The sequence below is a fragment of the Williamsia muralis NBRC 105860 genome (assembly GCF_001598915.1).
GTDB lineage: Bacteria > Actinomycetota > Actinomycetes > Mycobacteriales > Mycobacteriaceae > Williamsia > Williamsia muralis.
Genome location: NZ_BDAP01000002.1, coordinates 410,386 through 425,066, shown reverse-complemented (window position 1 = coordinate 425,066; position 14,681 = coordinate 410,386). Strand labels below are relative to the sequence as shown.

The window sequence follows — 14,681 nt, the reverse complement described above, 5'->3', positions numbered from 1 at the left end:
ATGAGCGACCGGACGAAGAAATACGCCATCGAGGTCACCCTCACCGTAGGGGCACTGGCCGGCCTGCTGTGTGTGATCGTCGCGCTCGCGAGCGTCGCATTCGGTCTGTCGCCGTTGGTTTTTCGCTCAGACTCGATGTCTCCGGCTATCGCCACTGGCGACGTCGCCATCGCGCGTTCGGTCTCCGCAGCCGAGCTTGCCCCCGGCGACATCGTCAGTGTGTCCCGCCCAGACGGAACCCGCATCACACACAGGGTGGTCTCGATCGACTCACGCGTCGGCAACTCGGCCACCATGACCCTGCGGGGCGACGCGAACAGCATCAACGATCCTGAGCCGTATACCGCAGTCACAGTCGACCGCGTCTTGTTCCATGTTCCGAATCTCGGTTACGTGTTGAGCTGGTTTACCAGTCCCTACTCGTGGGCGGTCGCCACCCTACTGACCCTCGGGCTGTTGTCCGCGGCATTCCGGCCGGACAGGCTGATTCACCGATCGAACCCAGGCCGGCATGCAGCATCGTCGTCCCCGCGCTCACGTAACGCGACGCTCGCGGTACAGGCGGTGATCGTGTTGACCGTGGTCGCCACCGCGGTGACCGGTTACGTTCGGACGAACAACACCCTCGCAGCGCTCAACGACTCCGCCACCGCGACCGGCACCGTGTCAGCGGGCCGTCCGATCGTACCCACCTCGTTGACCTGCACGAATACCTACCCGAATATCGTACTGTCGTGGCCTAACCCGGTCAGCAACCACAGCTACGACTACGAACTCTCTCTCACCAACGTGGCCGGTGGCGCAACAAGGACGCATGTGAAGATCGCCTCGACCGCCATCACGGCTACTCAGACCATCACTTACAACACCCCGTGGTTTCCCTTGGCCGCCATCTACAACATTGACCTGCGCAGCAAAGTGGGCAACTTCCTGTCGACCGGAAAGCTGACGATTCGCATCCAGGAAGGGTTCTTCACCACGACCTGCGGGGAAACGAACGGAACACCCTCAGGGACCGCCGCCGCACGTTCAGCACCCGCCCAGACCACGACCACCCAATTACCCTCCGCGACAACAACGCAGGCGCCTACCACCACCACGTTGTCGCAGGCGCCCGCCACGTCGACCTCGACTGCGTCCCCAGCCCCGACCACGAGCAGCACACCACCACCGTCAACCCCACTCAGCGAGGAACCCACAGCAAGTCCGGCACCTACGTCCGCGACCACCCTCACGTCGGTTCCCGAGACAACCTCACCCGCAGGAACCTACGTCGCCTCGGCGAACGATGGAACGGTCACCATCGGTGACAAGCAGAGCGGCACAGAGGAATACCGTGGTGATCTCCGAGCCGCGCAACTCGAGTGGGCCGACGACGTGACGCTGAAGGTGACCGCGGCTGACGGCACCGTGAACACGGTGACCAAACGTGACGGCCGATGGTCGACAACGAGTGTGACGGCCACTGTGCCTGCCGCCGGGTGAGCGGCCACCAGGCTGCCCGGTGTCAGGTTCGGGCGACGCCACCCGACCCGTCACACCCACGCGGTACTGTCCGATCGTGGACTACACCGATGCACTTGTAGAACAGAACCGGCTCTTCGGCGAGGCGATCCGGGACGCCGACTTCACGCAGCCCGTGCCCACCTGCCCCGAGTGGACGATCCAGCAGTTGTTCCGGCACGTCGGACGTGGAGATCGCTGGGCGGCGCAGATCGTGGGCGAAAAACGTGACAGCCCGGCCGACCCGCGCCAGGTGCCGAACGGCAAGCCACCGGAAGATCTCGACGGTGCCATCGAGTGGTTCCATGAAGGCGTTCGAACACTCGTCGACGCTGTCGCCGAGACCGGCCCCGACACCCCTGTGTGGACATTCACCGGGCCACAGCCCGCGTCGTGGTGGATCCGGCGGCGCCTCCACGAATCCACGGTGCACCGCGCCGATGCCGAACTGGCACTTGGGATTCCGTACCATGAACGACCCGATCTTGCCGCCGACGGCGTCTCCGAGTGGCTGGCTTTGATCGCGGCGCGACCGGCAGGCCCGACCTCTCCCCTGAACGACGGGGCCACGCTGCACCTGCACGCTGCCGAGGCCGATCTCGGCTCGGCCGGTGAGTGGTTCATCCGCGGCGACGAAGGAGCGGTGGTGTGGGACCACCGCCATGCGAAGGCAGACACAGCCGTGCGGGGGCAGGCAACGAACCTACTGCTCGCGATCAGCCGCCGGAAGACGGCGGAGGAAGCGGACATCGAGATCCTCGGCGACCGTCAGGTGTGGGACACCTGGCTCGAACGGACCCAGTTCTGATCGGCCATCGTCATGGCAGCGTCCAGAACACCACCGTGACGAGGTAGAACACCACAGTCCACAGCGCCATCACGCCTGCGATCACAGCGAACCCGCGCAGATTGGTCTGCTTCTTCGGCGTGTTCGGTGTCGGGTACAACCAGTGACCGAGGATCTTGTTGACGTAGTACGGCATCGTGAAGAACGTCATCACAAAGCTCGACAGCAGGTTGCCGATCAAGAGCCCCAGCCACAGCGGCATCCCCAAGGGCGAAAGGGCAAGCGACAGCAGCACCACGGTGGGGTAGAGACCGACCCAGACGGCAGTGGACATCTTCGTGTCGGACGGTATCGGCGCACGATGACCGTCTTGGTCGAACGCAAACCAGCTGCCGAATGAGTTGTCGATGGTGCGCAACTCGAACTCGTTGAACTTCTTGCCCTCGTCCAGCAGGACCTGCCGCTCACGTGAGGTGAGCCAGGCATCCAGGTCGGCGGCACTGTCGAAGCGGTACAACGCCGTCCACTCGTTCTGCAGGCCCTCGATGGGCCGGAACAGTTCGGTGCCGCGAAACCCCTTGAACCCGGTCTCGGCCTCGCGCATGCGGCCCTGCCATTCGAGGAAGTCGTCGATGTGTTCCGGCGAGACCCGGTGTGTCACCACCACGGTGACAAGCGGATCCACCGGGGCCGCGCCACCGGTGATGACCTGTTGCGTCGCGGGGCCGTCGAAATACTCCCGGCCCTTGTCGAGATGTTCTTGCCGTGTGGCGCTGTTGATCCAGGCCTGCACGTGAGCCACCGAGTCGAAGCGATACACCACCACCCAGTCGGGCTGCACGTCTGTCGGCTGAGCCGTCTCGGCGGCGATGAATCCTGGGTAGCGGGCGGCCGCGGCATTCATGTCGTCCTGCCAGATGGCGAATGCACGTTCGGTTCCGGGGTTGACCTTCTGACCGATGATCACCGTTGCGGCGTTGTTTGTTGTCGTTGCTTCGGCGGTCATCGCCGGCTCCTACTCGTCGTCACGCGGTGGAATCACGGGCAGGCCGGCTCGGGCCACACCTCGACGTGACTCGAAGCGCGTCGTCTCGACTTCCTGGCGGCGCAATCGTACGTGAGCCGACGGCCTTTCACCGGCCGTGTGGAGAAATCGCCCATCGGTAAGACCTCGGCGCAACCGAGGAAGGCACCGACCGCGTGTCACGAAAACCCGCTCGCCCGAGCATCATTGACGCCTCAGACGCTGAAGGCGGCCGGAAATCGTCGGCGAAGTGCATCGATCTGTCGACGGACCTCGTACAGCTCGAACCGTTTGCGCGAGTGCGTCTCCGCCGACACCTTGTTGTTGGTCAGCTCGTCTTCGATCTGCGTTGCCCACAACTCGAGTTGGGCGGCGAAATACGTTGCCTGCGCCTCGTTCGAGTCCTGCTCCCACTGCCCGGAGGTCATGGCGCAAAATTGTAGCCGCTCTATAGTTCCTGTCCGACCCAGATGGGAAGCCCAGTTCAACACCGGCGCAGTCATGCGAGGCGGCGGGTGCACACCTGACGGATCGCGGCGACGACGGACTGGTCGTGCCTACCGACCTGATCGGTGTCGAGCACATCGGTGAGGCGCTCGAAGTAGTCCCGCTCCCCGATGCCGAACTCCACCAGGATGTCGTCGGCCGACCCTCCGCCGTACGGGTACCACCGCCGCGCGAAGTCGAGCATTCGCTCCACCTCGTCCGGAGGGATGTTGCTCAGAGTGGTCATGGTCCAATTATCGATCCTGCGACCGAACTTCGCATCCGACAACGGACCCCGCCGGTCGCCCTGAGAGGATCGTGCGGACCAGAAAGCGAGGGGCAGTGCGTCATCGACTGTCGACGTTGATCGAGGTCCTCGACCGCCGGCAAGTGATTGTCTACGTGGCGGCTATCGCTGCCGGCATCGTTCTCGGCCTCGTCGCACCGGGCGCCGGCGAGTCGCTGGACTGGGCCATCAACCCGGCTCTCGGCGCGCTCCTCTACGTGACGTTTCTGCAGATCCCCACCCGTGACCTCGCCCGGTCGCTGCGAGACCGCCGGTTCCTGGTCGGTGTCGGAGTACTCAACTTCGCCATCGTCCCGTTGGTGGTCGCGGCGATGTTCGTGTTCTTGCCGGACGACCAGGCAGTCCGGTTCGGGGTGCTGCTCGTGCTGCTCAGTCCCTGTATCGATTACGTGATCGTGTTCTCCGGGCTCGCAGGGGGCAGCGCACATCGGTTGCTGGCTGCGACGCCACTGCTGCTGTTGGCGCAGATGATGTTGTTACCGGTCTACCTTGCCGTGTTCCTGGGCTCGGACCTTGCCCAGATCATCGCGGTACGACCTCTCATCGAGGCTTTTGTGATCCTCATCGTGGTGCCACTGCTGCTCGCGTGGGCCACCCAGACGCTGGCGGTGCGTTTCCCGCTCGCGCGTCGAATTCGTTCAGGGGCAACAGCCACCATGGTGCCGCTGATGGTCATCGTGCTGCTCGTGGTTGTCGCGTCGCAGATACCGAAGGTGTCCGGCAGCCTCGGTGACGTCGTCGCGGTTGTGCCGTTCTACGTTCTCTTCCTGGTCGTGATGGCTTTTGTGGGTCGCTGGGTGGCCTCGAGGTTCGCGTTCGACAACCCCGGTCGCCGCGCGCTGGTCTTCAGCGGTGCCACCCGCAACTCACTCGTGGTTCTCCCGCTGGCCCTCGCCCTACCGGCGGGCTACGAACTGGCAGCGGCCGTGGTGGTCACGCAGACTCTGGTCGAGGTGGTCGGCATGGTCGTCTACGTCCGGGTGATCCCGTACCTGATCCCTTCCCGTTGACATCGCCTGCGCAATGTCCGAAACGTTCACGAGACCGTGGCCGCCCTGACCTAGCGTGAGAAGGGTGCAACTCGACCAGCAGATCCACTTCCTGACCTTCGCCACCGCCGACCTCGACGCCGCACGGCAGTTCTACGTGAACGGGCTCGCATGGAAGCCGCTGATGGACGTGGAGAACGAGATCATCTTCTTCCAGATCGCGCCCGGCGTTGTCCTCGGGTTCTTCGAGGCCGGCAAGTTCGCCGAGGACATCGGCGTGGCGGCCGCCCCATCGATATCCGGCGCAACAGTCGCTCACAACGTCGACAGTCGGGATGCTGTCCGGGCCGTCGCCGACGCCATGGTCGCGGCCGGCGCGTCCTTGCTCAAACCGCCACAACCGGGCGCTTTCGGTGGCATCTTCCACGCACAGGTGCGTGATCCCAACGGCCTCATCTGGGAGATCGCGCACAACCCCGGCTGGCACGTCGAGGCCGACGGAACAGTGGTCCTCGCCTGACTCGGTCCTTCGAATGCTTTTCGGTCGGCAACAGCAGGTGGCGACGTACGGTGGGATCAGCACGTGACCATCACCAGCGAGGATCGATGACCTTTCCATTCGAAGACGAAGAGCCCATCGGCGAGACCGATGAGCTCTTGAGACAAGCCGCGGTCTACGAGGCCGGCGAGCACGGGCACGAGATCAACCGCGGTCATGCTCTGGGTGGAACCGAAGGTTCCACGGACGGGCAGTAACTCACGTGGTCACCGACATCGGCGGCCGACGCCTGACCTTCTCCGAGGAGTTCGACAACCACGAGTTGGACCCGGCCGTGTGGTCCCCGCACTACTTGCCCGCCTGGAGTTCGCGGGCGCACACCGCGGCCACCTACAGGATCTCCGACTCCTGTCTGTATCTGTCCATCCCACCGGAGCAGCCGCTGTGGCTGGCAGGCGAGCACTCCCCGATAAGAGTGTCCGGTATCCAGTCGGGCAACGGATCCGGAGCTGTCGGCAGCACCCTGGGACAGCAACCGCCTTTCGACGGGGCCGTGGTGCGCGAGCACCAACCGGAGTTTCGCGGCTGGACGCCGGCGGGCGGCTACTTAGAGATGCGGATGCGTGCCACCGTCTCGCCCAGATCCATGTTCGCCTGGTGGATGGTGGGCCTTGAAGACATTCCCGAGCGCAGCGCCGAGATCTGTGTGGCCGAGATCTTCGGTGACGCCATCACCTCGTCGCCGTCTGCTGCGGCGGTGGGTACCGGTCTGCATCCTTTTCGCGATCCGTCGGTGGTCGACGATTTCACGACGACTGTGCTGCCCATCGATGTGGGCGACTTCCATGACTACGCGGTCGAGTGGACCACCGATGCAGTCGAGTTCTACGTCGACGGCACGTTTGTACGGCGATGCGTGAATCCCCCGACCTATCCCATGCAGATGATGCTGGCCGTCTTCGACTTCCCGGAGCGATCCAACGGCGCCGACGATGATCTGGTGCCAGAAATGGTGATTGATCATCTTCGTGGCTACGCCTGACCGGGCGGTCAACCACCGAACAGCAGGTACAGACCGAGGAAGGTGTAGGCAACCATCGTCAGCAACAGCGCCAACTGCCCGGTGCGCTGGTGACGAGCCGGAAGAAGTCGTAACGACGCATCGTGCGCGGCTATGACTGCTGCGATGTGACCGCCGAGGACAAACCCGACCTTGAGCGTGGCCGCCACCGTCGGGTGTTGTGAGAGAACATAACCGGGGTGGGCGTCCTGAAGCCACAGCACATTCCACCCTCGGCCGAGTGGATCGCCGAGGGCCAGGAACGTCTCCTGCCCCTTCTCCACCAGGTATTGCAGATAGTGGGCCAGCACGTACCCGATCACGATGGGGATCAGCGTGTGTGCCAGTTGGCCCGGAAGTGCTTGTCGCTGAGCCGCACTAACGCCACCGGTGGCGCGGGTGGCGAAGGTGAAGGTTCCGAACACCACCGCGATGAAAACGACAAGGGCAAGGGTGTGTGCCGCCGAGGAGCCCACATCTCCGCCGCCGATCGACTCCACATAGTCCTTCCACTGGGGAAAGTCGGAGAAGCTGTCGAAAGCGGTGGAGCCGAGCAGCACCGACAGCAGAACCACCGTGCCGGGCAGAATCGGAAGCGTGGTCAGGTGATTCATCGGGTTCCCGACGACGATCCGCCCGGTTGCCCGGTCACGGCCGAATACCGAAAGACGGGAAGCGACAACGCTGTACACGTCGAACGGGTCGGACCTGGTGAGCCAGCGGTCTCCCCAGACGGCAGCGCCTGCGACCATGAGCACCACGTAGCAGAGCAGCCAGATCCGGATGGCCGGGACCGAATCCGGCTCAGGTGAGGCGAGTTCGAGCCAGACGAAAGCAAACAAACCGATGGCTGCGGGCCAGTAACCCCACGTCGTGGGGTAGCCGCCCGTGCGGCTGGATCGCGATCGGCCGAGCACTCGGCTACCGAGTCGATAGACGGTGCGGATCGGCGAGATGACCCGCCACACCGGACCGATCAGCACGGACAGAACAACAAGCCCCACCCAGAGAAGAACGTAAAAGCTTCCCGCGAAAGGGTTGTCGTCCGAATCCGGCCCGAAGACCCCGGCCATCATCACCCACACCGCGAACACCAGAGCCATCACCGACGCCACGGTGCGCGTCACCCAAGAATCGACGACGCGATCAACCCACAGCGGTGCCGGCCGACCTGGTTTGTCCGGACCGAACCTCGGTGTACGCCATGCGAAAACCACCACCGCGAACGAGAACGTCAGCGCCCAAGCCCCACCGATGAGCACAGATGTGTACGGGATGGGCAGGTCCTCGGATCCGCCCAGGCCATGCGCAACGATCATCCGCGGGTGTCTCCGGCGCTTCCGTCGCCGCGAACGTATCCGTCACCGTCCTGCTCGATGGTGTCGTGCTCGATGTCCCCATCGAGACCGGGCCCGTCATCGTCGCCGCGCCGTCGATCCCTGACTGCGATGACCACGATGACGATCACCAGGATGAGCGCCGGGAAGAACGCCGGCGCGGCCAACAGCAGCGAGTGGCCGGCCAGATATTGGACGTTGTTGTCGCCCATCAGGTCTGCGGTTGCACTGTCGGTCGCGAGTCCGTACGGGCCCCGGTCTCCTGCTGCTTGTTGTTGATCCGGCCTGCGCCCCACGCCAGCGCTGCGATCAAGATCAACGAGCACGCCAACACCACCAGGCCGGCGACCATGAACAGCCAGCTCGGGTAGTCGAAGCTGCGCTCCCGCTGCAAGATCTTGATCTCGGGCATGAACTCACGTGTCATCGTCGAATCCGCAGCCACCTCAGGAGCCCCGATTCCCGGGTCGGCGGGCAAGAAGATCGGCACGGCGGTCATCGTCGTGCCGTCCTGCACGCGCAGAAGCGTTTTCCACGTCCCCGACACCGGCACCGGCTCCGTGGAGCGGTAGATACCGGCACCGACGCGTTCGAGCGGATCGATGAAGAGACCGCGGTCGTTCTCGATGCCACCCTGCCACGAGAGGATCGACACCCATTCGGGGTCGTCACTGACCAGCCCCGGCGGGTCGATTGTCACCTCGGCCGTCACCATGCGGCCGTCAGTGCTCGGCACATCGGTGAGTGTGATTGTGGCGCGGGCATTCTCCGGCACTTCAGTGCGCAACCCGTTGGCAACGGCCCCTCCGACGATCAGGACCGTGAGCACCACTGCCACAGCGCTCAGGCGGGGACGCGGCAGCGGCTCACCTCGCAAGATGACGGCCAGCAGAGCGCCGCACACACCGGTGGCGATGCTGACCGGGATCGCCATGGCCAGGGCTTCTGCCCACATCCCGGTCGGCCACGGGTAGTGGTACACCGCATCGATCCACCACGACTCGATCCACAAACCGAGGGTGGCGACGCCGAGGCCGGAGACAGCCCCGAACAACACCGGCCGTCGTATCAACGGGGTCAGGGCCAGCAATTCGACCACCACGGCCGGGCCGAGATACAGCGCGAAGAAGCTGATCGGCGCTCCGAGTGCGGGACCGACGACCAGCGCGACGATCCCCCTGATGGCGATTGCGAATAGTGCTGCGGCGATTGCGGATCCGGGCCCCAGGGTCATACGTACCGCGACCAGGGCAAAAGCTGCCGCACCGGCGATCATCATGGGTTGCAGGACAAGCCGGAACTGCTCGACACCGAAGTCGTATTCGATCTGGAAGACCGACAGGCCGATGACAAGTCCGCCGAAGGCCATGCACCGGGTGAGCCAGTTGCCCCACCCGTCGGCCGGCGCATTCTCGCCCATGGCGGCGCGCCCCTCGCGGTCGAGCAGCACCACTGCGATCAGCGACAGTCCTGCACCACCGATCAACATCAGATGAGTCGGGCCCCACAGGGTGACGTCCTGGCCGAACATGCGGTGCCAGATGTCGTCGAGGGGGAACCCGACCAACGCGTAGAAGCCACAGCCGGCCATCAGTACCCCGCCGACCGGTGCGTACCAGGTGCGCGTGATGCGAATGGCCGCCGGACCTGGCTTGTCGTACGGCAGGAAGACGGCCAACATCCCCGCGATGAAGAGCAGGAACAGACCGACCAGGATGAAGTAGTGAGCGGGGTTTGCCAGCGGACCCTCGTCGCGACCCTTGCCGATATGCAGACTGACGTCCCAGATGAACCCGAACAGGGCGCAGATGATGGTGCTGGTGAACAGGAATATGGGTAGCGCAGCCCATGGCGGGCGGTTCAGGCGGCGACCGGCCCACTCGGCTACAGATGCAAGCCAGGTGATCTTCCGGGTTCGGTGGAGATAGCCCACCCAGAGCAGCATCACCGAGACCACCCCGGCAGCCGCGCTCACGGCGAAGACCTGATCCAGTGCCGCTCCGCCACCTTCGGACGCCGCCAGCACGTGCTCACCTTGTGTCAACATCGACTCCCCGCCACCTCACACCACACTGGGCCGAATCCACTCGACTGAAGATTCTCAGTAAAAATACAGTAAACGCACGTGCACCCACAAGGGGGCGAAACTACCGCTGCCTGCAAAAATACGAAGGCTGTGTGGATTCATTTCAGTGCACAGCCGTACACTGGACGTCGGCGGGGCCGTCAGGCGCCGCCGTCTGTAACCATGCGTTCACCTGACTTTGTACGTTACAACGCCGGGTGTCAAGATCCATTGGGTCTCGAAGTCAGCTCACCAAGCCATCTGGGTGGATCAGCGAACGGCCCAGGACAACCTCAGAGGGCCGAGACGAGCCTGGCCACGATGGATTCGGCCGTACCGGAGGTGGCGTTTCGAAAGTCCGTACCGGCCCAGAGGTTGGTGGCGTGCGGATCACCCGCAGCGACCGCAGCCTTCCGCATGGGCCCGGTCAGATGGTGGATCTGCGGGTACGCGAACGGCGCGGAAGCGTCGTGCTCTTGCATGAACCGGTTGTGAAGCCCCCTCGCGTAGCGGCCCGAGAACGCTCGCGTGACTCCCGTCGTCGTGAACTCGGGATCCACCAGGGCGGCGCGGTGCACGGCATTGGTCCCCGCCTCGTCGGCGAGCAGGAACGCCGTGCCCACCTGGACCGCCCGTGCGCCGAGGGCGAGCACCCGGCTCACTTCCTCAGAAGTCGTGATCCCTCCGGTCGCGACCACATCGACTCCCCGCCCGACCACGTCGGCGAGGAGCTCGTCGAGACTGCCCGGTGCGGGTTCAGCGGTGGGGTCGAAGGTCCCGCGATGCCCACCGGCGCCTGGGCCCTGCGCCACCAGCGCGTCGACTCCACGGCCGAGTGCGATGTCTGCCTCGGTCGCCGTGGTCACGGTGCCGAGCGTGAAGATGCCCGCATCGGCCAGTCGCCGGATCTCGTCGGCCGTGGCACATCCGAAGGTGAAGGACACCGCGTCGGGCTTGAGGTCGAGCAACACCTCGATCTTCTCCGCCCAGGCGTCGTCGTCGTATCGCGGCTCACCGAGCGAAGCACCGAACTTGTCTGCCAGTGGCGCGAGTTCTGCTGCGTAAGCCTCGATCTGCGCCGGATCACCAGCATTTGGTTGCGGGACAAAGAGATTGACCCCCAACGGCCCCGACGTCAGAGACCTCGCCTCCTGGATGTCCGCGGCCAGCTTCTCGCCGTTCAACAGGGCTCCGGCCAGAAAACCCATACCCCCGGCGTTTGTCACCGCAGCCGCAAGCGCCGGCGTGCTGGGCCCACCGGCCATCGGGGCGCCGATCACGGGGGCGTCCAGGTCACGAAGGTCGAAGGTGGGCACGTGCTACCTCCCGGGGATCTGAGCCTGCGGTCACCGGCTCGGGTGTGCGGCAGTCGGGCTGCTGCATTCGGTCTCGACGCGACGGTAGCCTCTTCGCCATGGCCGACGACATCGACATGGCGACTCCGATCGAGATCTCGACCGACGGAGCATGCCTCGGCAATCCAGGGCCGGGCGGATGGGGCGCGGTGCTGCGGTACAAGAACCACGAGAAACAGTTGTCGGGTGCCGATCCGGCGACCACCAACAACAAGATGGAATTGACCGGGGCCATCAAGGGACTCGAGGCGCTCAAGAAGCCATCGAAGGTCATCCTCTATACCGACAGCACCTACGTGCGCAACGGGATCATGAAGTGGGCGACCGGCTGGCAGAACAACGGCTGGCTCACCAAGGACAAGAAGCCGGTCAAGAACAGCGAGCTCTGGCGTGAACTGATCGCCCAGTGCGCTCGCCATGATGTGGAGTGGCGCTGGGTCAAGGGTCACGCCGGCGACCACTACAACGAGATCGCCGACCAGCTGGCCACCACCGCTGCTCGGGCACTGCGCGACGGCGGCCCGACGGGCCAGGTGGCCGGATGACCGCCCCCATCCCGGTGGCTCTGCTGCCCCATTCCGATCCCCACCTCGCCGAAGCCATCGCGTCCGCCGGTGGCACCCTCGCCGACCTTGCCGAGGCGCGTGCCCTCGTGTGGATCGGCAACGTCGACGGTTTCCCCGATCCGCTGCCCGACACCATCGAGTGGGTGCAGCTGCGGCTGGCGGGCATCGAGTCATTCCTGCGCGCGGGGTTGCTCGACGATCGGCGGATCTGGACCAATGCGTCAGGGTTCTACGCCGAGAACGTCGCCGAGCACGCCCTCGCGCTCTTGCTGGCCGGCCTTCGCCAGATCAACGTCGCCGTCCTACGGCACTGGGATGAGAAGGCCATCGACCCGGCTGTGCGGTCGCTACACGGCTCCACGGTCGGGATCATCGGTGCCGGTGGCATCGCCCGGTCGCTGATACCCCGGTTGAACGCCTGCGGAGCCCAGGTGATCGCGGTCAACAGATCCGGCCGGCCCGTCGAGGGCGCGTCGACGACGCTGCCGGCTAGCAGGATCGACGAAGTCTGGGGCCTGGTCGACCACGTGGTGCTCGCGGCTCCGGCCACCGACGAGACCCGTCATCTCATCAACGCCCGCACGCTTGCTGCGCTGCCCCGACATGCCTGGTTGATCAATGTGGCGCGCGGTCCACTCGTCGACGAAGTCGCCCTCCGGGACGCATTGGTGGCCGGAGAGATCGCAGGCGCCGCCCTCGACGTGACCGATCCGGAGCCGCCCGACGCCAACGACCCGCTGTGGGATCTGCCGAATGTGATCATCACCCCGCACGTGGCCAATCCGTCCGCGGGTCTGACCCGCACGATGGCGCCGTGGCTCGCCGAGAATCTCCGACGCTTTACGGCAGGCGGCGACATGCTCGCGGTGGTCCGGCCCGGTGCCGACTACTAGTTGCAGCGCTGGAGTGCGGCGGCGCCGACGACCGGCAGCGAGAGTATGCGGCGCGCTGATGGAATCTCCCGTGCCGTAATGGTTGCGTTGTCTCGCCGGCATGGCAAGGCTGAGACAGTCGGCATCTCCCGGTGTCGAGGCTGAGCCACAGCCGGATCCACCCTTCAACAGGAACGAGAAGTATGAGCGACAACGTGTATCGGGTCACCGAGATCGTCGGTTCCTCGAGGACCAGCTCTGATGACGCGATCAAGACCGCGCTGTCCCGCGCCGCTGAAACCCTGAAGAACATCGACTGGTTCCAGGTGGTCGAAACCCGTGGCCATGTGGAGAACGGCGAGATCGCCCACTTCCAGGTGACGGTGAAGGTCGGTTTCAAGCTGGCCGACTGACCTGCGCGGACAGGTCGGCGGCGCGGCGTCCGGGTACCGTTTTGCCAGGGACCCAACGGAACAGACACGCCCGCCGCCGGCAACGGCGCGTTCGACCGGCCAACTCCACCGACCGGAAGCGCTCATGACACACAGACTCGCCGCGTTTGTACTCGCAGGCGCCGTGCTCGTCGCCGGATGCAGCGCCTCGGACAACGCCGACGGACCCGCGCAGTCGGCCGGTTCCACTGAGTCTTCCGGTTCGACCGGGTCGTCGGCCGATCCGAGCCAGCCATCGGCGAGCACCGCTCCTGCGGACGAACCCGCAGATGTCGTCACCGGGCTCGACGCGCCGTGGTCGATCGTCTTCGCCGGAGATGCACCGCTCATCAGCGAACGCGACTCCGGCAACATCCTCGAAGTCGTCCGCGACCGCACCCGGGTGGTGGGCGCGGTGGCCGATGTCGCACCCGCAGGCGAAGGCGGGTTGCTCGGTCTCGCCGTGCGGGAGGAGTTTCTGTACGTCTACTTCACCAGCGACGACGGGGACAACCGCGTGGTGAGATATCGCCTCACCGGATCGGCCGGGAATCTCGGACTCGGCCCCGTCGAACCCGTTCTTGCCGGCATCCCGGGCGGACGAACCCACAACGGCGGCCGTATTGCATTCGGTCCCGACGGCATGCTCTACATCTCCACCGGCGACGCCCAGGACCGGCCGAAAGCGCAAGATCCCGGCAGTCTCTCCGGCAAGATCCTGCGGATCACCCCGGATGGAGACGTGCCCGCTGACAATCCGACAGCCGGCAGCCCGATGTGGTCGCTCGGACATCGCAATGTTCAGGGAATCGCCTGGGCAGCCGACGGCACGATGTTCTCATCCGAGTACGGCCAGGACACCTGGGACGAACTCAACGTCATCAGAAAGGGTGGCAACTACGGTTGGCCCCGCGTGGAGGGGAAGAGCGAACAGTCCGACAGCACCTACATCGATCCTGTTCAGCAGTGGGATCCCGACGACGCCAGCCCCAGCGGGATGACCATCGCCGAGAACACCATCTACATCGCCAACCTGCGCGGTGAGCGCATCCGCGCCGTTCCGGTGGCCGCCCCCGAGACAGGGCGCGACCTCGTCGTCGGCGAGTTCGGACGGGTGCGAGATATCACCGTTGCGCGCGACGGGTCGCTCTGGTTGCTCACCAACAACACCGACGGTCGTGGGGATGCACGAGACGGCGACGACCGCATCAAACGGGTGACAGTGCAGTCTGGCTGACGCCCGAGGAAACCGACTTCCGAAAGCACTGCAATGCAGCGCTTTTAGGCCATGTTTGGCCGTCCGCACTCGCGGTTATTCGCTATAGATGGTTTGACACAGACACGAAGTAAATCGCGGCGCAATCGGGCATGGCGCGTCCGGTAGTCACAAAAGTCGAGTC

General features: G+C 64.9%; 17 protein-coding genes. 10 read left to right on the top strand and 7 right to left on the bottom strand.

Going from position 1 to position 14,681, the window contains the following annotated elements:
- Both WIMU1_RS08825 and WIMU1_RS08820 read left to right on the top strand, forming a co-directional pair.
- Positions 1–1,485: a signal peptidase I gene (locus WIMU1_RS08825; protein WP_062796513.1), complete on the top strand. Its 1,485-nt coding sequence runs from the start codon at positions 1–3 to the stop codon at positions 1,483–1,485.
- 76 nt (positions 1,486–1,561) lie between these two features.
- Positions 1,562–2,311, top strand: coding sequence for a maleylpyruvate isomerase family mycothiol-dependent enzyme (locus WIMU1_RS08820; RefSeq protein WP_062797500.1), 750 nt, complete (start codon positions 1,562–1,564; stop codon positions 2,309–2,311).
- A 10-nt stretch (positions 2,312–2,321) separates the two neighbouring features.
- Here the strand turns inward: WIMU1_RS08820 and WIMU1_RS08815 are convergent, their stop codons facing one another.
- The 3 genes from WIMU1_RS08815 to WIMU1_RS08805 all read right to left on the bottom strand — a co-directional run bounded on the left by WIMU1_RS08815 (position 2,322) and on the right by WIMU1_RS08805 (position 4,047).
- Positions 2,322–3,296, bottom strand: coding sequence for an antibiotic biosynthesis monooxygenase (locus WIMU1_RS08815; RefSeq protein WP_062796511.1), 975 nt, complete (start codon positions 3,294–3,296; stop codon positions 2,322–2,324).
- 233 nt (positions 3,297–3,529) lie between these two features.
- Positions 3,530–3,742, bottom strand: a complete 213-nt coding sequence (locus WIMU1_RS08810; RefSeq protein WP_062796510.1) for a hypothetical protein — start codon at positions 3,740–3,742, stop codon at positions 3,530–3,532.
- Between the two features lie 71 nt (positions 3,743–3,813).
- Entirely contained in the window at positions 3,814–4,047 is a 234-nt protein-coding gene (locus WIMU1_RS08805) for a DUF3263 domain-containing protein (RefSeq protein WP_245968899.1), read from the bottom strand.
- Between the two features lie 95 nt (positions 4,048–4,142).
- Here WIMU1_RS08805 and WIMU1_RS08800 point away from each other — a divergent pair, with 95 nt between their 5' ends.
- From WIMU1_RS08800 to WIMU1_RS08790, 4 genes are all read left to right on the top strand, one after another.
- A complete protein-coding gene (locus WIMU1_RS08800) occupies positions 4,143–5,117 on the top strand; it encodes an arsenic resistance protein (protein ID WP_062796508.1) in 975 nt (324 codons plus the stop codon).
- Between the two features lie 64 nt (positions 5,118–5,181).
- Complete coding sequence (locus tag WIMU1_RS08795) at positions 5,182–5,616, top strand: VOC family protein (RefSeq protein ID WP_062796506.1); 435 nt, start codon at positions 5,182–5,184, stop codon at positions 5,614–5,616.
- An 86-nt stretch (positions 5,617–5,702) separates the two neighbouring features.
- Positions 5,703–5,852 carry a hypothetical protein gene (locus WIMU1_RS26380; protein WP_023954481.1) on the top strand — a complete coding sequence of 50 codons (150 nt, stop codon included), beginning with the start codon at positions 5,703–5,705 and terminating at the stop codon, positions 5,850–5,852.
- Between the two features lie 5 nt (positions 5,853–5,857).
- Positions 5,858–6,637, top strand: a complete 780-nt coding sequence (locus WIMU1_RS08790; protein ID WP_211339011.1) for a glycoside hydrolase family 16 protein — start codon at positions 5,858–5,860, stop codon at positions 6,635–6,637.
- Positions 6,638–6,645: 8 nt separating this feature from the next.
- Here WIMU1_RS08790 and WIMU1_RS08785 read toward each other — a convergent pair whose 3' ends face one another.
- The 4 genes from WIMU1_RS08785 to WIMU1_RS08770 form a co-directional block, all read right to left on the bottom strand.
- Positions 6,646–7,974: a hypothetical protein gene (locus WIMU1_RS08785; protein ID WP_062796504.1), complete on the bottom strand. Its 1,329-nt coding sequence runs from the start codon at positions 7,972–7,974 to the stop codon at positions 6,646–6,648.
- Positions 7,971–8,204: a hypothetical protein gene (locus WIMU1_RS08780; RefSeq protein WP_062796502.1), complete on the bottom strand. Its 234-nt coding sequence runs from the start codon at positions 8,202–8,204 to the stop codon at positions 7,971–7,973. The genes WIMU1_RS08785 and WIMU1_RS08780 overlap by 4 nt, the downstream gene beginning before the upstream one ends.
- Complete coding sequence (locus WIMU1_RS08775; RefSeq protein WP_062796501.1) at positions 8,204–10,039, bottom strand: hypothetical protein; 1,836 nt, start codon at positions 10,037–10,039, stop codon at positions 8,204–8,206. The genes WIMU1_RS08780 and WIMU1_RS08775 overlap by 1 nt, the downstream gene beginning before the upstream one ends.
- Positions 10,040–10,350: 311 nt before the next feature.
- Positions 10,351–11,373 (bottom strand): nitronate monooxygenase, encoded by a 1,023-nt coding sequence (locus WIMU1_RS08770; protein ID WP_084248114.1) that lies wholly within the window; start codon positions 11,371–11,373, stop codon positions 10,351–10,353.
- A 98-nt stretch (positions 11,374–11,471) separates the two neighbouring features.
- Between WIMU1_RS08770 and rnhA the strand changes: the two genes are divergently transcribed.
- From rnhA to WIMU1_RS08750, 4 genes are all read left to right on the top strand, one after another.
- Positions 11,472–11,957: a ribonuclease HI gene (rnhA, locus tag WIMU1_RS08765; RefSeq protein ID WP_062796499.1), complete on the top strand. Its 486-nt coding sequence runs from the start codon at positions 11,472–11,474 to the stop codon at positions 11,955–11,957.
- On the top strand, positions 11,954–12,871 hold the full coding sequence (locus tag WIMU1_RS08760) for a D-isomer specific 2-hydroxyacid dehydrogenase family protein (RefSeq protein ID WP_062796498.1): 918 nt from the start codon (positions 11,954–11,956) through the stop codon (positions 12,869–12,871). The genes rnhA and WIMU1_RS08760 overlap by 4 nt, the downstream gene beginning before the upstream one ends.
- Positions 12,872–13,053: 182 nt before the next feature.
- Positions 13,054–13,263, top strand: a complete 210-nt coding sequence (locus tag WIMU1_RS08755; RefSeq protein WP_062796497.1) for a dodecin — start codon at positions 13,054–13,056, stop codon at positions 13,261–13,263.
- 124 nt (positions 13,264–13,387) lie between these two features.
- Positions 13,388–14,518 (top strand): PQQ-dependent sugar dehydrogenase, encoded by a 1,131-nt coding sequence (locus WIMU1_RS08750; RefSeq protein WP_084248113.1) that lies wholly within the window; start codon positions 13,388–13,390, stop codon positions 14,516–14,518.
- Positions 14,519–14,681 lie beyond the last annotated feature (163 nt).